The following is an 18,730-nucleotide window of genomic DNA, read 5'->3' as shown; positions in this document are numbered from 1 at the left end:
GTGAAATGCACGACAAGCCCCGCGATGAGACCGAACGCGAACCCGATCAGCATTTTCACATGTAACGGCATCAATTGCTCCCTCTGCCCGCGCAGCGACGATAGACGAGCGGTCTGGCGATGGAAATGCGTTCAGGCGTCGACGGCGGATAGCCTGCGTGTATGGCTTCAGTTCACGGGGGCGCGGCGACGGTAGCTGAGCGCTTCGGCGATATGGATGCGCGCGACGCATTCCGCGCCGGCGAGATCGGCGAGCGTGCGGGCGACGCGCAGCACGCGGTGGTAGCCGCGCGCGGTGAGGCGCATCGATTCGGCGGCCTGCATCAAGAGCTTGCGGCCGGCCTCGTCGGGCGTCGCGACGTCTTCGAGCAGCTTGCCGTCGGCTTCCGCATTGGTGCGGACGCCGTGCGCCTCGTAGCGCGCGGTCTGCAGCGCGCGGGCGGCGGCGACGCGCGCCGCGACTTCGGCCGAGCCTTCCGCAGGGGGCGGCAACGCGAGGTCGGCGGCGGAGACGGGCTCGACCTCGACATGCAGATCGATGCGGTCGAGCAGCGGCCCGGAGAGTTTGGACTGATAGTCGGCCGCGCAGCGGGGCGCACGGGCGCAGGCGAGCGCTGGGTCGCTCAGATGCCCGCAGCGGCAGGGGTTCATCGCGGCGATCAGCTGCACCCGCGCGGGGTAGGTGACGTGGAGCGCGGCGCGCGCAATGCTCACCTCGCCGGTTTCGAGCGGCTGGCGCAGCGAATCGAGCACCTGGCGCTGGAACTCGGGCAGTTCGTCGAGGAACAGCACGCCGAGATGCGCAAGGCTGACCTCGCCCGGACGCGCTCTGTTGCCGCCGCCGACGAGCGCCGCCATCGATGCCGAATGGTGCGGCGCGCGAAAGGGCCGCGCGCGGATCAGCTTGCCGCCGTCGAGCGCGCCCGCGACCGAGGCGACCATCGAGACTTCAAGCGCCTCGCGCGGGGAAAGCGGCGGCAATATGCCCGGCAGCGCGGCGGCGAGCAGCGATTTTCCGGCGCCCGGGGGGCCGGACATCAGGAGGTTGTGACCGCCAGCCGCCGCGATTTCGAGCGCGCGCTTGGCGGTTTCCTGGCCTTTAACGGCGGCAAGGTCGGGCGCTTGGGGGGCATCTTCGGCGACAGATGCGACGGGCGCGGCGAGCAACTGTGTGCCTTTCAGGTGGTTGAGCAGGCTGAGCAGATCGGGCGCGGCGAGCACGTCGCAGCCCGCCCACGCCGCCTCGCCGCCCTGCACGGCCGGGCAGATGAGGCCGAGTTCGTTGGTGGACGCGTGAAGCGCCGCGAGGAGCACGCCGGGCACCGGGCTCACCCGCCCGTCGAGCGCGAGTTCGCCGACCGCCGCATAGCCCGCTAGCGCCTCCAGATCGACGACGCCCATCGCCGCGAGCAGGCCGAGCGCGATGGGAAGGTCGTAGTGGCTGCCTTCCTTGGGCAGGTCCGCGGGGGAAAGGTTGACGGTGATGCGCTGGAAGGGAAGCGCGAGGCCGATGGCGGAAAGTGCCGCACGCACCCGCTCCTGGCTTTCGGCGACTGCCTTGTCGGGCAGGCCGACGATGGTGAATTTGGCCCCGCCGCGCGCGATCTGCACCTGCACATCGATACTGCGCGCTTCAAGCCCGATGAACGCGACTGTCTGCACGCGCGCAACCATGACCGGCTTTCCCCCGTTGATGCTGCGAAACGAAGCATCGGGACACCGGTTACTGTGCGCCAACAGCATCGTCAAACCCTTGGGGTTGCGGCCTCTTTTTTGACACGCCGCAGGCGCATCTTGGGTTGCAAAGTCGATTCGCGCTTCCTCGGGGATTCCGCTTGACCACGCCTTCTCCATCCCCGCGCAAGACGCGGCGGCCGCGCTCGCTCGCGCGCCGCGGGGCGGAGATCACGGCGGGCGTGATGCTGATGATTCTATCGCCGATCATCGGCGGGCCGCTGATTCCAGGGCCGTTCGGCTTCATCGGCTCGGCGATCGGCCTTGCGCTCGTGCTTAGGAACTCGCACGCGGCGCGCAAACGGTACGTCGCTTTCAAGCGCCGCCATCCGAAGATCGCGCGCTGGGTGGACATGGGGCTTCGCCGCCGCAAACAGCCGCGTCCGGAGTAGGCGCGCCCACGCTTTCCGTTGACTTTGGGCGCGTGCCTGCCTATGCGCTCGCCCGAAGGTTTCGGCCGCGATTGCGCGAGCACGCGTGCGCGGCCGTTTTTATTGATTCGATTCGCAAGAAGGCATGTCCGATGAAGCGCACCTACCAACCGAGCAAGCTCGTCCGCAAACGGCGCCACGGCTTCCGCACGCGCTCGGCGACGCCGGGCGGCCGCAAGGTTCTGGCGGCCCGCCGTGCGCGGGGCCGCAAGCGGCTGTCGGCGTAGCTCCGAAGCCGGAGCGGCTCCGTGCGCGGCGCGATTTTCTCGCCGCGAACAAAGGACGCCGCGCCGTGACCGACGGCTTCATCCTGCTGGCCCGCGACCGCGCCGATGAAGGCGCCGTGCGCGTCGGTTTCACCGTCACCAAGAAGATCGGCAATTCGGTTGTCCGCAACCGATTGAAGCGTCGCCTGCGCGCGCTCGTTTCCGAATCGATGCCGGCGCTCGCGTCTCCTGCCCACGATTATGTGCTGATCGGCCGCGAGGCAGGGCTCACCCGCGCTTATGCGGATATGATCGCCGATCTTGAGCGCGCCGTGCGAAAGGTCGCAAAATGATCGGCAGGCTGGCCGGCCGGATGATGATCCTTGTGGCGCGCGGCTGGCAGCTCAGCTTCTCGGTGATCCTGCCGCCAACGTGCCGGTTCGCGCCGTCGTGCTCGGCCTACGCGATCGAGGCGATCGAGCGGCACGGCCCTATCAAGGGTGGCGCGCTCGCGCTTCGTCGGATATTGCGCTGCCATCCGTGGGGCGGTTCGGGGTTCGATCCCGTCCCCGGTCCTGAAACCATAACGAAGTCGAGGCCCTGCTGCGGGCCGCAAGAAGGTGGTCGAGCTTGAGCGATAATCGCAACATGTTCCTGGCGATCCTGTTGTCGATCGTCGTGCTGTTCGGCTGGACTGCCGTTTCGGAACGCTTCTTCCCGACGCCGAAGTCGAACGAACCGGTGAGCGCGGCGCAGAAGGCGGACGGCGCGGCGCCGGTCGCTGAGGCCTCCACCGTACTCCGTGACCGGGCGACCGTGATCGCGGAAGGCACGCGCGTTGCGATCCGCACGCCCGCGCTTTCGGGCTCGATCAATCTGGCCGGTGCGCGCATCGATGACCTGCTGCTGCTGCGCCACGACGAGACGCTCAAGAAGGATTCGCCGAACGTCCGCCTGTTCTCGCCTTCGGGAACGCAGGGCGCCTATTTCGCGGAATTCGGCTGGACCGGGGCCGCGGGCCTGCCGACCGCCGAGACGCGCTGGACGGCAAGCGCCCCGACGCTGACGCCCGAACAGCCAGTCACGCTGTCGTGGACGAACGCTGCGGGCCAGACCTTCCAGATCGCCCTGTCGGTGGACAAGGATTATCTGTTCACGGCGAAGCAAAGTGTCGTGAACCGCGGCAACCAGGCGCTTGTCGCGCGACCCTACGGCCTTGTTGCACGCGTCGGCACCGGGCCGGACCAGAGCACGTTCAACGCGCACACCGGCCCGATCGGCGTGTTCGGCGGCAAGACCAATTACGACAACAACTACGACGACATCGACGAGGCGCCCGGCGGACAGATCGATTTCCGCTCAAAGGGCGGCTGGATCGGCTTCACCGACAAATACTGGCTGTCCGCGCTGATCCCCGCGAACGACCAGACGTTCGACGCGAACTTCCGCAGCGGCGGCGACGCGCGTTATCAGGCGGGTGTGCGCGGCGAGCCGATTGCCGTCGGCCCCGGGCAGACGGCTTCAACGACGACGCGCCTGTTTGCGGGTGCCAAGGAAGTGGACGTTCTCGATCGCTATCAGGACGGTCTCGGCATCCCCCGCCTCGGCAGCGCCATCGACTGGGGCTGGTTCGAGGTGATCGCGAAGCCGATCTTTCACCTGCTCGATTGGCTGTTCGATAAGACCGGCAACCTTGGCGTCGCCATCATCGGCCTCACCATTCTGATCCGCTTCGTGCTCTTCCCGATCGCGAACAAGCAGTACGCCTCGATGGCGAAGATGCGGCAGGTGCAGCCGAAGATGAAGGCGCTGCAGGAGCGCTACAAGGACGACAAGCTGAAGCTCCAGCAGGAGATGATGGAGCTTTACAAGACCGAGAAGGTGAACCCGCTCGCGGGCTGTCTGCCGATCCTCCTCCAGATTCCGATCTTTTACGCGCTCTACAAGACGCTGTTCCTCGTCATCGATATGCGGCACCAGCCGTTCTACCTGTGGATCAAGGATCTCTCCGCGCCCGATCCGCTGACGCCGGTGAACCTGTTCGGCCTGCTGCCGTTCACGCCGCCGCCGTACATCGGCATCGGCGTGCTTCCCATCCTGCTCGGCATCACCATGTGGCTCCAGCAGAAGCTCAATCCGCAGCCGCTCGACGAGATCCAGCAGAAGGTGTTCGCCATCCTGCCGTGGATGTTCATGATCATCATGGCGCCGTTCGCGGCGGGTCTGCAGCTCTACTGGACGGTGAACAACATCATCTCGATCGCGCAGCAGTGGGTGCTGATCAAGAAGCATCCGGCGCCCGCGCCGGAACCCGCAAAGGCGAAATGACCGGCATCAGCCCCCGGGAGGCGAACCGGCTGTTCACGGGGCCGATCGCGTTCGTGAAGTCGGCGCCGACGATGGACGATCTGCCTCCGGCGGATTTGCCGGAGGTGGCGTTCGCCGGGCGCTCCAACGTCGGCAAATCATCGCTGCTGAACGCGCTGACGGCGCGCAAGGGCCTCGCGCGCACGTCGAACACGCCGGGGCGCACGCAGCTTCTCAACATCTTCGATGTCGGCGAACCGGCTGTGCTGCGCCTCGTCGACATGCCGGGCTACGGCTATGCCGAGGCGCCCAAGAAGATGGTCGACGCGTGGAAGCGCGCGGTGTTCGATTATCTGCGCGGGCGCGCGAATCTGAAGCGCGTGCTGCTGCTGATCGATAGCCGGCGCGGTATCGGCAAGGTCGACGAGGATGTGATGGACATGCTCGACAGCGCCGCCGTCTCCTACCAGATCGTGCTCACCAAGACGGACAAGGTTAAGGAGAGCTGGGTCAGCAAGTTGCGCGAGGATCTTCCGGCGCTCCTGAAGCGGCATCCCGCATCGTTCCCGAGCCTCCTCGCCACCAGTTCCGAAAAGAACCACGGCATCGAGGAGCTGCGCACGGCGGTGCTCGGCGCTGCGAAGGACGAGGCGGGCATATGAAACTGGTCATCGGCAACAAGCGCTACTCGTCGTGGTCGCTGCGCGGTTGGCTCGCGATGAAGCAATCGGGCCTCGCGTTTGAAGAGGTCGTGATCCCGATGGATACGCCCGAATTCGCCGCGGCGAAGGCGGATGCGGCGCTGCTGCCTTCGGGCACCGTGCCCGTGCTGTGGGACGGCGACGTCGCGGTGTGGGAAAGCCTCGCGATCATCGACTGGCTCGCCGATCGCGTCGGCCGCGATGTCTTCTGGCCGAAGGATGACGCGGCGCGGGCGCTCGCCCGCGCGATCGCGGCAGAGATGCACGCGGGTTTCGCCAATCTGCGCAGGCACTGTCCGATGAACACCGGGCGGACCTATCCGTCGTTCGCGCTGACGCCGGAGGTGGAGCACGACATCGGCCGCATCGACGCGCTGTGGCGCGAGGCGCTGCAGGGCTTCGGCGGTGAAGGTGGCCCGTATCTGTTCGGTGCGTTCGGCGCGGCGGACATCATGTACGCGCCCGTCGTCACGCGCTTCCGCACTTACGACGTGCCGCTCTCCGGTACGTCGGAAGCCTATGTGAACGCCGTTCTCGCGCATCCTTTCATGCAGGATTGGTACGCTGGCGCGGATGCCGAGGCCTGGCGGCTCGACCGGATCGAGTTCTAAAGCGTTTCCCCGCAGCCTTCGTAGCGTTTGTCGTCGAGCGTCATGGTGACGGTGTAGGCGTAGGGCTTGCCGCTCATTGTGTCCTCGCAGGCCTTCTTCACGATCGAGACGGCGAGCGACGATTTTCCCTGCGAAACCGCGAAGTTGCTCGTCCCTTCGAGCGCGAGGCGGGCGGGCGCCTTGAACGTGGCGGTCTTCGATCCGTAGTCGGCGATCACCTCCACATTGTGGCCGGTGGCGATGTCCATCGTCCAGCCCGGCTCCTGCCCAACCGCATGGAAGCGAACCGGAGGCCCTGATGCGGCCGGTTCGGGAAAGCCGCCCGGCTGATCCCATTCGCGGGGACCGTTGACGCGCCAGATTTCCTTGCCCGCTGCGTCATAAAGCACGGTGAAGGGCAGGCCCGGCGCACCGAGCGTGGTGGCGAGCGCGCCTTCCTCGTCGAGCAGGATGGTCATGTGCTGAAGCTTCGCCTTGGCGAGGAACGGCTTCACCTTCTCCCAGCCCTGCAGATCCTGGCTGATGCCGACCACGGCCATTTCGCCCGCCTTTGCCTTCGCAAGCCGGTCGAGCGCGGGCATTTCGGCGACGCACGGCGCGCACCACGTTGCCCAGAGGTTCACGAGCACGGGCTTGCCGCGATAGTCGGCGAGCGTCACCTTGCCGCCGTCCGCGCGCGCAAAGGCCTGCGTGGGCGCGGCTGTGCCGGCCCGCGACGTATCGACCGTGCCGGTCTCCGCTTTCTTCGCTGCCTGGGCCGCGCTTTCTTGCGGGGCGGGCGCGTCTGCTTTATCGGCCTCCTTGGCCTCGCCGCAGGCGGAAAGCGGCATGAGAACAAGGATCGCAACCATTACGGACCGCATTTCAAACTCCAATGACATGTGGGGCGGCCGCTTCGCTGAAGGGCCGTCGGCAGTCATGCGCGACATTAATGTTTCCATCGGCGTGGACAAGCGCCTGTGGCGGCAGGACATCGCGGGCAGCCGTGCGCACGCCGCGATGCTGGCCGCGGCGGGCATCCTTTCGCAGGGCGACGCCGCCGAAATCGTGCGCGGTCTCGATACCATCGAAGCCGAATATGCGGCGGGCGGCCTCGTGGAGAACGCGGCGCTTGAAGACATCCACATGCACGTCGAGGGGCGGCTGAAGGAGATCATCGGCGAGCCTGCCGGGCGGCTGCACACCGCGCGGTCGCGCAACGATCAGGTGGCGACCGACTTCCGCCTGTGGGTGCGGGGCGCGATCGACGCGATCGACGCGGGGCTCGGCGGTTTCCAGAAGGCACTGCTGGCGCGCGCAGAGCAGCACGCGGCGGACGTGATGCCCGGCTTCACGCATCTGCAGACGGCGCAGCCCGTCACGCTCGGACATCACCTGATGGCCTATCACGAGATGACGCGGCGCGATCGCGGCCGCTTCGCCGATGCACGGGCGCGCCTCAACGAATCGCCGCTCGGCGCCGCCGCGCTCGCGGGCACCTCGTTCCCGATCGACCGCCATGCGACGGCGAAGGCGCTCGGTTTCGACCGTCCGATGGCGAACAGCCTCGATGCCGTCTCGGACCGCGACTTCGCGCTCGAATTCCTGTCGGCGGCGGCGATGGCAGGGTTGCATCTGTCGCGGCTTGCCGAAGAGATCATCATCTGGGCGAGCCAGCCCTACGGCTTCGTCAAGCTGCTCGATGCCTTCTCGACCGGCTCTTCGATCATGCCGCAGAAGCGCAACCCCGACGCAGCGGAACTCGTGCGCGCCAAGGCGGGGCTGTTCCTCGGCGCCTATCAGCGCCTCGCCGTCATCATGAAGGGGCTACCGCTCGCCTATTCGAAGGACATGCAGGACGACAAGGCGCCGGTGTTCGAGGCTTTCGACACGCTTGCGCTTTGCCTCGCCGCGATGACCGGCATGGTGGAGACGATCAGCTTCGACACCGCGCGGATGCGCGCGGCGGCGGGTACGGGCTTTTCCACCGCGACCGACCTTGCCGATTGGCTGGTCCGCGAGGGCGGCGTGCCATTCCGCGAGGCGCATCATATCACCGGGCGCTGCGTTGCGGCGGCGGAGGCGGCGGGCTGCGATCTCGCCGACCTGCCGCTGGAAACGCTGCGCGGCGTCGATGCGCGGATCGACGAGCGCGTCTACGGCGTGCTCACGGTCGATGCCTCGGTCGCGAGCCGCACCAGCTTCGGCGGCACATCGCCCGCGAACGTGCGCGCAGCGGTTGCTGCGGCGCGGGGGGCGGGCGAATGAAGGCCGCCGCGCTCCCGCTTCTGTTCCTGCTCGCCGCGTGCGGCGCGAAGGGTCCGCTCGCGTGGCCCGAAGGCGGCCCGCCGCCTACGCCGCCGGGCGTCAAGGAACCGCTGACGACCGAACAGATGCTCGAACCTCCGCCGCAGGCCGCGCCCGAGCGTGTCGATGATCCCGTCCGCCGTTCGGAAGAACGCCGCGACGATGAATTCGATCTGCCGCCGGGGCTCTGATGGACCATTTCGAACACAGGAACGGCCGCCTGACGGCCGAGGACGTCGACGTGGCCACGCTTGCCGACGCCGTGGGCACGCCTTTCTACTGCTATTCGTCGGCAACGATCGAGCGGCACTTCACGGTGTTCCGCGATGCCGTCGCGGGTGCGGGCAATGCCCCGCCGCTCGTCGCCTATGCGGTGAAGGCGAACTCGAACCAGGCGGTGATCGCGACGCTGGCACGGCTTGGAGCCGGGGCAGATGTCGTGTCGCTCGGCGAGATGAAGCGTGCGCTCGCGGCGGGCGTTCCTGCCGAACGCATCGTCTTCTCCGGCGTCGGCAAGACGGCGGAGGAGATGGAGGCTGCGATTCTGGCGGGTGTCTTTCAGATCAATCTTGAATCGCTGCCCGAGGCGGAGATGCTCTCGGCCGTCGCGGCGCGCATGGGGCGCACGGTGCCGGTGGCGTTCCGCGTGAACCCCGATGTCGACGCGGGCACGCACGCCAAGATCTCGACCGGCAAGGCCGAGAACAAGTTCGGCATTCCCATTGACACCGCGCGCGAAGCGTTCGCGCTCGCGGCAGCGCTTCCCGGCATCGAGCCGGTCGGCGTCGCGCTTCACATCGGCAGCCAGCTGACCGATCTTGCGCCGCTGGAGCAGGCCTTCACCCGCCTCGGCGCGTTGATTGCGGAGCTGCGCGCGGCAGGCTTCCCGGTGAGCCGCGCCGATCTCGGCGGCGGGCTCGGCGTGCCCTATGCGGCGCACACGCCCGGACCGCCGCTTCCGGAGGCCTACGGTGCCATGGTCGCGCGCGTCACGGCGGATTGGGACGTGCGGCTCACCTTCGAACCGGGGCGCGTCATCGTCGGCAACGCGGGCGTTCTCGTTTCGCGTGTCATCCGTGTGAAGAGCGGCGCGACGACCGAGTTCGTCATCATCGACGCGGCGATGAACGATCTGCTCCGCCCCAGTCTCTACGATGCGTGGCACGACATCGATTCGGTGATGCAGACAGCCGAGCGGATGACCGCGACGGTCGTCGGCCCCGTATGCGAAACCGGGGACACGTTTGCGGAAGGGCGTGAGATTCCGGCGGTGGAGGCCGGCGATCTGGTCGTATTCCGCACGGCGGGCGCTTATGGTGCGGCGATGGCTTCGACCTACAATTCCCGCCTGCTGACGCCCGAAGTGCTGGTGAAGGGCGACAAGTGGGCGCTGGTGCGGCCGCGCAGCACGATCGACGATTTGATCGCGCAGGACCGCGTGCCGAACTGGGTGGGATAGCGCGATGACCGCACCCGCGACGCAGCAAGCCTTCCTTGCCGCGATGCGCGTGCCGCTCGCCCTTTCGGGCATCGTTCTCGCCGCCGAGCGCGCACTGCCGCGCGAGCTTGGCCTTGTGCTCACGCTCTGGCTGCTGTGGATCGCAGCCGCATTGCTTGGCCTCGCGCAGGCGCTGCCGGGCACGCTGCGCGTCGCGCTGCTCGCGCTCCTTATCGTCGGCAGTGCGGCCTTGCTGGTCCGTGCAGCATGGCGCATCGGCATTCCCACGCCCGCTGCGCGCCGGGCCCGACTGGAGCGGGGCGGCGGGCTCAGCCGGGGGGCGCTTGCGCTCGTGGCAGACGCGCCGATCAGCGATCCCGATGGCTTTGGGGCCGCGCTCTGGGACCGTGCGCTGGCCGATGCACGGAAATCTCGTCCACGCCTGGGCCGCCTCGAATGGCAGCCGACGCTCGAAACCCGCTACGGGCTCTGGCCGCTCATCGGCACGGCGCTGTTCCTCGGCCTGATGCTCGCGAAGGCGGAAGCGCCGCAGAGGCTGGCGGCCGCCTTCTCGCCGTGGCCGACGACGCTCGAAGGTGTGCGTATCGCGGTCACGCTGGAGCCGCCCGCCTATGTGGGCGCGCCGCCGCGCCGCATCGATCTGAAGGGCGGCGCGGACGCTGCGCTGGATGGCCTCGCCGCAAGCCGGGTGACGATCCGCGTCGAAGGCCTTGAAGGCGGCTGGCATGTCGCCGGACCGGGCATAGATGCGGCGGCGGAAGGCGGGCGCGTGTCCTTTCCGCTGAAACGCGCAGGCGAATACAGCGTGCAGCAGGGCGCTCGGCGCATTGCCGCGCTCGATCTTTCGCTCGCCGCCGATCTCCGGCCCGCAATCCGTTTCGATGGCGATCCTGCCATCACGCCCACCGGCGCGCTTCGGCTCGGCTTCCGCCTGCGTGACGATCACGGTGTCTCGGCCCTATCGCTGCGTGTCCGGCGCGGCAAGCAAGTTCGCGACGTCGACCTTGAAACGCGCGTGCCGCCGGGGCGGGGCAGCGTCTTTGCCGATCTCACGCCGCACTCGTTCGCCGGATCAATCGTCGAACTGATGCTCGTCGCCACCGACGGCGCGGGGCAGGAGGGCGTGTCGCCGCCCATCCGTATCACGCTGCCACAGCGCCGCTTCGCCAATCCGCTCGCGCAAGCGATTGTCGCCGTGCGCGCCGATCTGCTCGCCGGGGCAAAAAGAAGCGCCGTGGCCCGCCGTCTTTCGCGGCTGGCGGCAGACCACCCCGCGTATCAGGGCGACCTCGGCGTGTTCGCGGGGCTGCGCGCCGCGACGTGGCGGCTCGTTCACGATACGCGCAAGGACGCGCGGGACAGCATCGCGGCGTTGCTGTGGGACATCGCCACCGATCTTGAAGATGGCGGCGCGACGCAGGCGATGGATGCGATGCGCCGCGCGATGGAAGATCTGGCGCGCGGCATCGGCGCGGGCGACGACGCCTCGCTCGCGGCGATGGCGGACCGGCTGGAATCCGCGATGAGCGATTATCTCAGCCGGCAGATTGCCGCCGCGCTCGCGGAAAACGGTGCCCAGCCGCCCTCATCGGCAGGTGGCGCGGGCGCGTCGGTCGATCTCGGTTTTCTCGACCAGATGTTCGCGGACCTGCGCGACCGGCTGGCGGCGGGCGACAAGGCGGGGGCGGCGGAAGCGCTCGCGAACCTTCGACAGCTGATGGAAACGATCCGCTTCGGCAATGCCGCGCCCGATCCCGAGGCGCAGGCCCGCGCGGCGGCGGCTGCCGAGGCCGCGCAGGCGCTCCGCGCGATCGAGGCGCGGCAGGGCGTGCTACGCGACGCGACGATCGCCGACATGATCGAGGCCTCGTTTGGAAACGACAGCGGCCTTCGCGAAAATGCCCCGCCGCAGCGCACACTCGAGTCGGACACGGAGGCGCTGGTGAAGCAGTTCGGCACCGCCGGAATGCCCGCCCCGCAGCCGCTCGGCGCGGCCGCGAAGGCAATGGGGGAAGCAGCGCGCGCGCTCGGTGCCGGGGATGCCGGCGGTGCGATCCGGGCGCAAACGCGCGCGCTTGATCTGCTGCGGCAGGCGGCGAATGCGGCGGAGGCAGCGGCGCAGCAGATGGCGCAGGCGGCGGGCGCGGGGGCGATGCAGCCCGGTGCGGCAGGCTCGGGCCTCGATCCGCTTGGGCGCCCGGGCACGGGGTTTGGACAGGGTGCGGTCAAGCTGCCCGATCAGGCGGACGTGCGACGCATCCAGCAGATCCGAAAAATTCTGGAGGAACGCGCAAGCGACCCCTCGCGTTCGGAAGAGGAACGGGGCTATTACCTTAGGCTTCTCAAGCGGTTCTAGGACGGGAGAGCGAGAGCGGATGCGCAAGGTTCGGACAGCGGTGTTTCCCGTGGGCGGTCTCGGCACGCGGTTCCTGCCTGCGACGAAAGCGATGCCCAAGGAGATGCTGCCCGTCGTCGACCGGCCACTGATCCAGTATGCGGTCGACGAGGCGGTGGCGGCGGGGATCGAGCAGATGATCTTCGTCACCGGGCGCGGCAAGAACGCCATCGAAGACCATTTCGACCGCCACTACGAACTCGAATCCACTCTCGGCGAACGCGGCAAGAGCGAGGTGCTCGCGCAACTTGAAGGCACGCGCTTTGCAGCCGGGACGATCGCCTATGTCCGCCAGCGCGAGCCGCTCGGGCTCGGCCATGCCGTCTGGTGCGCGCGACATCTCATTGGCGACAACCCGTTTGCGGTTCTGCTGCCCGACGAGCTGCTGTGGAATCCGGCGCGCCCGTGCCTGAAAGCGATGATCGAGGCGCACGCCGAGGTTGGCGGCAATGTGATCGGCGTGCTCGATGTGCCGCGCGAACACACGCACCGCTACGGCATCGTCTCGCCCGGCGCGCAGCGCGGCGCACTCACCGAGGTGCTCGGCCTTGTCGAGAAACCGAAGCCCGCCGATGCGCCCTCGACCATGGCCGCGATCGGCCGCTACATCCTCGAACCGGCCATCATGGACAAGCTGGAAGCGCGCAAGCGCGGCGCGGGCGGCGAGATTCAGCTCACCGATGCGATGGCGGAACTGATCGGCGGTTCGCCCTTCCATGCGCTTCCGTTCGAAGGCACGCGCTACGATTGCGGCGACAAGGCCGGCTATGTGACGGCGAACATCGCGCTCGCGCTCGAACGCGCGGACATCGGCCCGGAAGTGAGGGCGTGGATCGACGCGAACGTGCGTTGACGCCGCCGTCCCGCCTTCAACCGCCCTCGCTCGGGCGCTTTGCGCTGGAGGTGAAGGCCGTGCCGGAGCTGTGCCGGTTCGTCATCAAAAGCCGGACGCACGGCCTGCCGAAGGGCGACGGTCATCCCGTGCTGGTGTTTCCCGGCTTCCTTGCGGGCGATACGCTCACGTGGCCGCTCCGGCGGCGTCTCACTGCGCTCGGCTACTGGAATGCCGGGTGGCGCTTCGGCACCAATCTCGGCCTCAAACCCGGCCTGCTTGCGCAGATGGTGCATTATGTGAAGTCGGTGCACGCCGGGCAGAAGCGCAAAGTGAGCCTCGTCGGCTGGAGCCTCGGCGGTCTCTACACGCGCGAGATCGCGAAACGCATCCCGGACCGCGTACGTCTGATCGTGACGCTGGGCACGCCCGCCGCCCGCGACCTCCACGCCAACAACGCGTGGCGGCTCTACGAGCGGCTGAACGACCATAGCGTGGACGCGCCGCCGATCGAAACCAATCTCATGGAGCTGCCGCCGGTACCGGTGACGTCGATCCTGACGCCGTTTGACGGTATCGTCGCACCGGGCAGTGCCGATATCGGCAGCGGGCCGACATGGGAGACGCTGAACGTGCGCGGCACGCATATCGGGCTCGCGTGGAACGCCGACGTGCTCCGCATCCTCGCCGACCGGCTGGCGCAGCCGGATGGGAGCTGGGCGCCCTATCGATCGCGCACCTGACGTATTTTCCGATTTCCCCTCGCCCGCAAGCGGCAGAGGAATATTCGCTCAGTTGACGGCGACGGCCTGCATCGCTTCGTAGCGGGCGACCTGCTTTTCCGCGACGGCGCGCTCGACGTCTGTCTTCGCGAGGCGCACGTCCTCGCGGGCTTCGGAGAGCTTCTTTGAAACCTCGTCCGCCTTGATGTCCGCGACCGGAACCGCGTTTTCGGCGAGGATGGTGAGGCCGCTGTCGTTCACCTCGGCGAAGCCGCCGTCGATGAAGATGCGCGTCGCCGGGCTGCTCGCGCTTTCATACACCTCGATCGCGCCGGGGCGGATCGTAGACATGAAGGGGGCGTGGCCGGCAAGCACGCCGAAGTCACCTTCCGTGCCCGGCACGACCACCATGTGGACGTCGCCGGAGCGCAGAAGCCGCTCGGGGCTCACCAGTTCGAAGTGGAGGTTGTCCGCCATTTAGGCTGCTTCCGCCGCCATCTTCTTGGCCTTCTCGACCGCTTCCTCGATGCCGCCGACCATGTAGAAGGCCGCTTCGGGCAGGTGATCGTACTCGCCGTCCACAACCGCCTTGAACGAGCGGACCGTGTCCTCGATCGCGACGAACTTGCCGGGGATGCCGGTGAAGACCTCGGCGACGTGGAACGGCTGGCTAAGGAAGCGCTGGATCTTGCGGGCGCGGCTGACGGTCAGCTTGTCCTCTTCGGAAAGCTCGTCCATGCCGAGAATGGCGATGATGTCCTGCAGCGACTTGTACTTCTGCAGGATTTCCTGAACGCGGCGGGCCGTCTCATAGTGCTCCTGGCCGACGACGCGCGGCTCGAGCACGCGCGAGGTGGAGTCGAGCGGATCGACCGCCGGGTAGATGCCCAGCTCCGAAATCGCTCGGCTGAGCACGGTCGTCGCGTCGAGGTGGGCGAACGAGGTGGCAGGCGCCGGGTCGGTAAGATCGTCGGCGGGCACGTAGATCGCCTGCACCGAGGTGATCGAGCCCTTGTTCGTGGAGGTGATGCGCTCCTGAAGCGCGCCCATGTCCGTCGACAGCGTCGGCTGATAGCCCACGGCCGAAGGAATACGGCCGAGCAGCGCCGACACTTCCGAGCCCGCCTGCGTGAAGCGGAAGATGTTGTCGACGAAGAACAGCACGTCCTGGCCTTCGACGTCGCGGAAATATTCGGCGATCGTCAGGCCCGACAGGGCGACGCGCGCGCGCGCTCCCGGCGGCTCGTTCATCTGGCCGAACACGAGCGCGACCTTGGAACCTTCCGGCGTCGGGTTGCCGTCAGCGTCCTTGGCGATGACGCCCGCGTCGAGGAATTCGTGGTAAAGGTCGTTGCCCTCGCGGGTGCGCTCGCCGACGCCCGCGAACACCGAGGTGCCGCCGTGGCCCTTGGCGATGTTGTTGATCAGCTCCTGAATGAGCACGGTCTTGCCGACGCCCGCGCCGCCGAACAGGCCGATCTTGCCGCCCTTCGCGTAAGGCGCGAGAAGGTCGATGACCTTGATGCCGGTGACGAGGATGCTCGTTTCGGTCGACTGGTCGACGAAGAGCGGGGCCTCGGCGTGGATCGGGGCGCTGAGATCGGTGTTAACCGGGCCGCGCTCGTCGATCGGCTCGCCGATGACGTTGAGGATGCGGCCGAGCGTCTGCGGGCCAACCGGCACGCGGATCTGCGCGCCCGTATCGGTGACTTCCTGGCCGCGCGTCAGGCCGTCGGTCGCGTCCATGGCGATCGTGCGGACCATGTTCTCGCCGAGGTGCTGCGCGACCTCGAGGACGAGGCGCTTGCCCTGGTTCGTCGTTTCGAGCGCCGAAAGGATCGCCGGCAGCGCGCTGTCGAACTGCACGTCGACGACGGCGCCGATGACCTGCGCGATGCGGCCGGTGTTGTTGGTCGTCTTGGCCATGGGTCTCTATCCTTGCCTTCGTATCTGACTAGAGCGCTTCGGCGCCCGAAATGATCTCGACGAGTTCGGTGGTGATCGCCGCCTGACGCTGCCGGTTGTATTGGATCGACAGGCGGTTGATCATGTCGCCGGCGTTGCGCGTGGCGTTGTCCATCGCGGTCATGCGGCTGCCCTGCTCGGACGCGGCGTTTTCAAGAAGCGCGCGGAAGAGCTGGACCGAAAGATTGCGCGGCAGCAGGTCGGCGAGAATGCCTTCCTCGTCCGGCTCGTACTCGACGGCCGCGGAGACGCCCGCCGCTGCCTCGCCGCCACCGGCCTGGACCGGAACGGGGAGGATCTGCTGCTCGGTCGGCTCCTGCACCAGCGCCGACTGGAACTTCGCATAATACATGTAGGCGACGTCGAACTCGCCCGCTTCGTAGCGCGCGGCGATGTCGTCGGCGATCGGCGCGGCGTGTTCGAAGGCGATCTGCTTGACGCCCGCGAACTCGGTGGACGCGATGATCGTGCCGGGGAACAGGCGGCGGATGACCGCGGCGCCCTTCTTGCCGACGAGATAGAACTTCACCGTCTTGCCCGCCGCGATCAGCGCCTGCGCGCGCTGGCGCGCCGCCTTCACGATGTTCGCGTTGAACGCGCCGGCAAGGCCGCGGTCCGACGTGCAGACGACGAGAAGGTAGGTCTCCTCCTTGCCCGAGCCCGTCAGCATCTTCGAGGTCTGCGGGCCCGGCGTGATGCGCGCGCCCAGAGAGGCGACAACCGCTTCGATCCGGCTCGCGTAGGGACGGCCCGCCTCAGCGGCTTCCTGCGCGCGCCGAAGCTTGGCGGCAGCCACCATCTTCATCGCCTTCGTGATCTTCTGGGTCGATTTGACCGAGGCGATCCGAAGCTTGAGGGATTTGAGGGTTGCCATCTAGGTTCCGGCCTTATGCGAAGGTCCGCACGAATTCCTTGAGAATCTCGTGCAGCTTGGCCGTGGTTTCATCAGAAAGCGCACCCGTGTCGCGGATGTCCTTCAGCACCGTGCCGTGGTTGGCGCGGAGGTCGGAGAGAAAGGCGCTTTCAAAGCGTGTCACCGCGCTGGCCGGGATGCCGTCGAGATAGCCGTTCACGCCGGCGAAGATCGAGGCGACCTGCTCTTCCACCGGCATCGGCGAGAACTGCGGCTGCTTCAGAAGCTCGGTGAGGCGCGCGCCGCGGTTGAGAAGCCGCTGCGTCGAAGCGTCGAGGTCCGAGCCGAACTGCGCGAACGCCGCCATTTCGCGGTACTGCGCCAGCTCCAGCTTGATCGAGCCCGCGACCTTCTTCATCGCCTTGGTCTGCGCGGCGGAACCGACGCGGCTGACCGAAAGGCCGACGTTGATGGCCGGACGCACGCCCTGATAGAACAGGTCGGTTTCAAGGAAGATCTGACCGTCGGTGATCGAAATCACGTTGGTCGGGATGTACGCGGACACGTCGCCGGCCTGCGTCTCGATGACCGGGAGCGCGGTGAGCGAACCATTGCCGTTCGCGTCGTTGAGCTTCGCGGCGCGCTCCAGAAGGCGCGAGTGGAGATAGAACACGTCGCCCGGATAGGCTTCGCGGCCCGGCGGGCGGCGCAGCAGCAGCGACATCTGGCGGTAGGCGACGGCCTGCTTGGAAAGGTCGTCGTACACGATCACGGCGTGCATCCCGTTGTCGCGGAAATACTCGCCCATCGCGCAGCCCGTGTAGGGCGCGAGGAACTGCAGCGGCGCCGGCTCGGAAGCGGTGGCGGCGACGACGATCGAATATTCCATCGCGCCGTTCTCTTCGAGCGCGCGCACGATCTGCGCCACGGTCGAACGCTTCTGGCCGATGGCGACGTAGATGCAATACAGCTTCTTCGATTCGTCCGTGCCGGCGTTCGCGCCCTTCTGGTTGATGAAGGTGTCGAGCGCGACGGCGGTCTTGCCGGTCTGACGGTCGCCGATGATCAGCTCGCGCTGGCCGCGGCCGACGGGGACGAGCGCGTCGAGCGCCTTGAGGCCGGTCTGCACCGGCTCGTGGACCGACTTGCGCGGGATGATGCCCGGCGCCTTCACCTCGACGAGGCGACGCTCGGTCGATTCGATCGGACCCTTGCCGTCGATCGGGTTGCCGAGCGCGTCGACGACGCGGCCGAGCAGGCCCTTGCCGACCGGCACGTCGACGATGTCGCCGGTGCGCTTGACGGTGTCGCCTTCCTTGATCGACGAGTCCGACCCGAAGATCACGACGCCGACGTTGTCGACTTCGAGGTTCAGCGCCATGCCCTTGATGCCGCCCGGGAACTCGACCATTTCGCCCGCCTGGACGTTGTCGAGGCCGTGGACGCGCGCGATGCCGTCGCCGACCGACAGCACCTGGCCGACTTCCGAGACCTGCGCTTCGGTGCCGAAGTTCGCGATCTGGTCCTTGATGATGGCCGAAATCTCGGCGGCGCGGATATCCATCTTGCCTTAGCCTTTCATCGCCTGCGCCATCGCGCCAAGCTTGGTACGAATTGAACTGTCGATCATGCGGCTGCCGACCTTCACGACGAGGCCGCCGAGAATGGCGGGGTCGACATTGACGTCGAGCGCCACGTCGCGGCCGAGACCGGATTTCAGCTTTGCCTTCAGCGCATCCTGCTGCTTCGCGGTCAGCGCTTGCGCGGCCGTGACTTCGGCGGTCACCTCGCCCCGGTGGGCGGCAGCGAGACCGTTATAGTCGCGGATGATCGCGGAAAGCGCGCCGAGGCGGCGATTTTCCGCAAGCACGCCGAGGAATTTCGCAGTCAGCGGATCGAGCTTCAGCGCCTTCGCGACGCCCGCCACGGCCTTCGCCGCTTCGCTGCGTCCGATGCGCGGCGACAGCGTCAGCGCGCGGAAGTCTTCCGATTCGGAAAGCGCGCCGCGAACCGCAGCGAGGCTCGTCTCGACAGCTTCGATCGCCTTGCCGTCACGGGCCAGATCGAACAATGCGGTGGCGTAACGCCCCGAAAGTCCGTGTGCCCTGCTCCCTGTATTGCCGCCTGTATCCACGCGTCCTCTTGGGTCTCGTTCGGTGTAAGCCCGGATGTCGAATTGCCTGCGCATAGCGAAGGGTGCGCGAATACACCCCCTTCACGACTGGCGGG

Annotated in this window: 18 protein-coding genes and 2 pseudogenes; 13 read left to right on the top strand and 7 right to left on the bottom strand. The window is 67.5% G+C overall.

Annotation, left to right across the window (positions count from 1 at the left end; all coding sequences use genetic code 11):
- Positions 1 to 167 precede the first annotated feature (167 nt).
- Positions 168 to 1,673: a YifB family Mg chelatase-like AAA ATPase gene (locus tag H2052_RS16275; protein WP_293784053.1), complete on the bottom strand. Its 1,506-nt coding sequence runs from the start codon at positions 1,671 to 1,673 to the stop codon at positions 168 to 170.
- Between the two features lie 161 nt (positions 1,674 to 1,834).
- Here H2052_RS16275 and H2052_RS16270 point away from each other — a divergent pair, with 161 nt between their 5' ends.
- The 7 genes and pseudogenes from H2052_RS16270 (at position 1,835) to H2052_RS16240 (ending at position 5,989) form a co-directional block, all read left to right on the top strand.
- Entirely contained in the window at positions 1,835 to 2,125 is a 291-nt protein-coding gene (locus tag H2052_RS16270) for a hypothetical protein (RefSeq protein ID WP_293784050.1), read from the top strand.
- A 131-nt stretch (positions 2,126 to 2,256) separates the two neighbouring features.
- The gene (rpmH, locus tag H2052_RS16265; RefSeq protein WP_121049614.1) at positions 2,257 to 2,391 is read left to right on the top strand and encodes a 50S ribosomal protein L34; all 135 of its coding nucleotides are present in this window, start codon (positions 2,257 to 2,259) and stop codon (positions 2,389 to 2,391) included.
- Positions 2,392 to 2,405: 14 nt separating this feature from the next.
- Positions 2,406 to 2,723 (top strand): annotated as a pseudogene (gene rnpA / locus H2052_RS16260) (ribonuclease P protein component); the annotation flags it as partial.
- Between the two features lie 8 nt (positions 2,724 to 2,731).
- A pseudogene (gene yidD / locus H2052_RS16255) lies at positions 2,732 to 2,941 on the top strand (membrane protein insertion efficiency factor YidD); the annotation flags it as partial.
- A gap of 59 nt (positions 2,942 to 3,000) precedes the next feature.
- Positions 3,001 to 4,698, top strand: a complete 1,698-nt coding sequence (gene yidC, locus H2052_RS16250; protein WP_293784047.1) for a membrane protein insertase YidC — start codon at positions 3,001 to 3,003, stop codon at positions 4,696 to 4,698.
- On the top strand, positions 4,695 to 5,339 hold the full coding sequence (gene yihA / locus H2052_RS16245) for a ribosome biogenesis GTP-binding protein YihA/YsxC (RefSeq protein ID WP_293784044.1): 645 nt from the start codon (positions 4,695 to 4,697) through the stop codon (positions 5,337 to 5,339). Before yidC ends, yihA begins: the two co-directional genes overlap by 4 nt.
- Positions 5,336 to 5,989: a glutathione S-transferase family protein gene (locus H2052_RS16240; protein WP_293784041.1), complete on the top strand. Its 654-nt coding sequence runs from the start codon at positions 5,336 to 5,338 to the stop codon at positions 5,987 to 5,989. Before yihA ends, H2052_RS16240 begins: the two co-directional genes overlap by 4 nt.
- Here H2052_RS16240 and H2052_RS16235 read toward each other — a convergent pair.
- Complete coding sequence (locus H2052_RS16235) at positions 5,986 to 6,852, bottom strand: redoxin family protein (protein WP_293784038.1); 867 nt, start codon at positions 6,850 to 6,852, stop codon at positions 5,986 to 5,988. The two genes, H2052_RS16240 and H2052_RS16235, sit on opposite strands and share 4 nt — an antisense overlap.
- A 16-nt stretch (positions 6,853 to 6,868) precedes the next feature.
- On the opposite strand from H2052_RS16235, the gene argH reads away from it, so the two are divergent.
- The 6 genes from argH to H2052_RS16205 are packed head-to-tail and all read left to right on the top strand — an operon-like array spanning position 6,869 to position 13,704.
- A complete protein-coding gene (gene argH / locus H2052_RS16230; RefSeq protein WP_293784059.1) occupies positions 6,869 to 8,236 on the top strand; it encodes an argininosuccinate lyase in 1,368 nt (455 codons plus the stop codon).
- Positions 8,233 to 8,466: a hypothetical protein gene (locus H2052_RS16225; RefSeq protein ID WP_293784035.1), complete on the top strand. Its 234-nt coding sequence runs from the start codon at positions 8,233 to 8,235 to the stop codon at positions 8,464 to 8,466. Before argH ends, H2052_RS16225 begins: the two co-directional genes overlap by 4 nt.
- Complete coding sequence (gene lysA, locus H2052_RS16220) at positions 8,466 to 9,734, top strand: diaminopimelate decarboxylase (protein WP_293784032.1); 1,269 nt, start codon at positions 8,466 to 8,468, stop codon at positions 9,732 to 9,734. The genes H2052_RS16225 and lysA overlap by 1 nt, the downstream gene beginning before the upstream one ends.
- 4 nt (positions 9,735 to 9,738) lie before the next feature.
- The gene (locus H2052_RS16215; RefSeq protein WP_293784030.1) at positions 9,739 to 12,090 is read left to right on the top strand and encodes a DUF4175 family protein; all 2,352 of its coding nucleotides are present in this window, start codon (positions 9,739 to 9,741) and stop codon (positions 12,088 to 12,090) included.
- A 19-nt stretch (positions 12,091 to 12,109) separates the two neighbouring features.
- The gene (gene galU / locus H2052_RS16210) at positions 12,110 to 12,982 is read left to right on the top strand and encodes a UTP--glucose-1-phosphate uridylyltransferase GalU (RefSeq protein ID WP_293784027.1); all 873 of its coding nucleotides are present in this window, start codon (positions 12,110 to 12,112) and stop codon (positions 12,980 to 12,982) included.
- Entirely contained in the window at positions 12,958 to 13,704 is a 747-nt protein-coding gene (locus H2052_RS16205) for an alpha/beta hydrolase (protein ID WP_293784024.1), read from the top strand. Before galU ends, H2052_RS16205 begins: the two co-directional genes overlap by 25 nt.
- 48 nt (positions 13,705 to 13,752) lie before the next feature.
- Here H2052_RS16205 and H2052_RS16200 read toward each other — a convergent pair whose 3' ends face one another.
- The 5 genes from H2052_RS16200 to H2052_RS16180 are packed head-to-tail and all read right to left on the bottom strand — an operon-like array spanning position 13,753 to position 18,635.
- Positions 13,753 to 14,160 (bottom strand): F0F1 ATP synthase subunit epsilon, encoded by a 408-nt coding sequence (locus H2052_RS16200; protein WP_293784022.1) that lies wholly within the window; start codon positions 14,158 to 14,160, stop codon positions 13,753 to 13,755.
- Positions 14,161 to 15,609: a F0F1 ATP synthase subunit beta gene (gene atpD / locus H2052_RS16195; RefSeq protein WP_293784019.1), complete on the bottom strand. Its 1,449-nt coding sequence runs from the start codon at positions 15,607 to 15,609 to the stop codon at positions 14,161 to 14,163.
- A 28-nt stretch (positions 15,610 to 15,637) separates the two neighbouring features.
- A complete protein-coding gene (locus H2052_RS16190; RefSeq protein ID WP_293784016.1) occupies positions 15,638 to 16,522 on the bottom strand; it encodes a F0F1 ATP synthase subunit gamma in 885 nt (294 codons plus the stop codon).
- Between the two features lie 13 nt (positions 16,523 to 16,535).
- A complete protein-coding gene (atpA, locus tag H2052_RS16185; RefSeq protein ID WP_293784013.1) occupies positions 16,536 to 18,065 on the bottom strand; it encodes a F0F1 ATP synthase subunit alpha in 1,530 nt (509 codons plus the stop codon).
- A gap of 6 nt (positions 18,066 to 18,071) precedes the next feature.
- Entirely contained in the window at positions 18,072 to 18,635 is a 564-nt protein-coding gene (locus H2052_RS16180; RefSeq protein ID WP_293784010.1) for a F0F1 ATP synthase subunit delta, read from the bottom strand.
- Positions 18,636 to 18,730: the final 95 nt, after the last annotated feature.

Source organism: Sphingosinicella sp. (genome assembly GCF_013911755.1).
In the GTDB taxonomy this organism is placed as follows: Bacteria; Pseudomonadota; Alphaproteobacteria; order Sphingomonadales; family Sphingomonadaceae; genus Sphingosinicella.
Note: the sequence above shows the minus strand (reverse complement) of the source record. Positions and strands in the feature narration are given on the sequence as shown.

Excerpts from the sequence above, each read along its gene's own strand:
- H2052_RS16275 (WP_293784053.1), bottom strand. The coding sequence starts at position 1,673 with ATGGTTGCGCGCGTGCAGACAGTCGCGTTCATCGGGCTTGAAGCGCGC.
- rpmH (WP_121049614.1), top strand. The coding sequence starts at position 2,257 with ATGAAGCGCACCTACCAACCGAGCAAGCTCGTCCGCAAACGGCGCCAC.
- yihA (WP_293784044.1), top strand. The coding sequence starts at position 4,695 with ATGACCGGCATCAGCCCCCGGGAGGCGAACCGGCTGTTCACGGGGCCG.
- H2052_RS16240 (WP_293784041.1), top strand. The coding sequence starts at position 5,336 with ATGAAACTGGTCATCGGCAACAAGCGCTACTCGTCGTGGTCGCTGCGC.
- H2052_RS16235 (WP_293784038.1), bottom strand. The coding sequence starts at position 6,852 with ATGCGGTCCGTAATGGTTGCGATCCTTGTTCTCATGCCGCTTTCCGCC.
- argH (WP_293784059.1), top strand. The coding sequence starts at position 6,869 with ATGTGGGGCGGCCGCTTCGCTGAAGGGCCGTCGGCAGTCATGCGCGAC.
- H2052_RS16225 (WP_293784035.1), top strand. The coding sequence starts at position 8,233 with ATGAAGGCCGCCGCGCTCCCGCTTCTGTTCCTGCTCGCCGCGTGCGGC.
- lysA (WP_293784032.1), top strand. The coding sequence starts at position 8,466 with ATGGACCATTTCGAACACAGGAACGGCCGCCTGACGGCCGAGGACGTC.
- H2052_RS16215 (WP_293784030.1), top strand. The coding sequence starts at position 9,739 with ATGACCGCACCCGCGACGCAGCAAGCCTTCCTTGCCGCGATGCGCGTG.
- galU (WP_293784027.1), top strand. The coding sequence starts at position 12,110 with ATGCGCAAGGTTCGGACAGCGGTGTTTCCCGTGGGCGGTCTCGGCACG.
- H2052_RS16200 (WP_293784022.1), bottom strand. The coding sequence starts at position 14,160 with ATGGCGGACAACCTCCACTTCGAACTGGTGAGCCCCGAGCGGCTTCTG.
- atpD (WP_293784019.1), bottom strand. The coding sequence starts at position 15,609 with ATGGCCAAGACGACCAACAACACCGGCCGCATCGCGCAGGTCATCGGC.
- H2052_RS16190 (WP_293784016.1), bottom strand. The coding sequence starts at position 16,522 with ATGGCAACCCTCAAATCCCTCAAGCTTCGGATCGCCTCGGTCAAATCG.
- atpA (WP_293784013.1), bottom strand. The coding sequence starts at position 18,065 with ATGGATATCCGCGCCGCCGAGATTTCGGCCATCATCAAGGACCAGATC.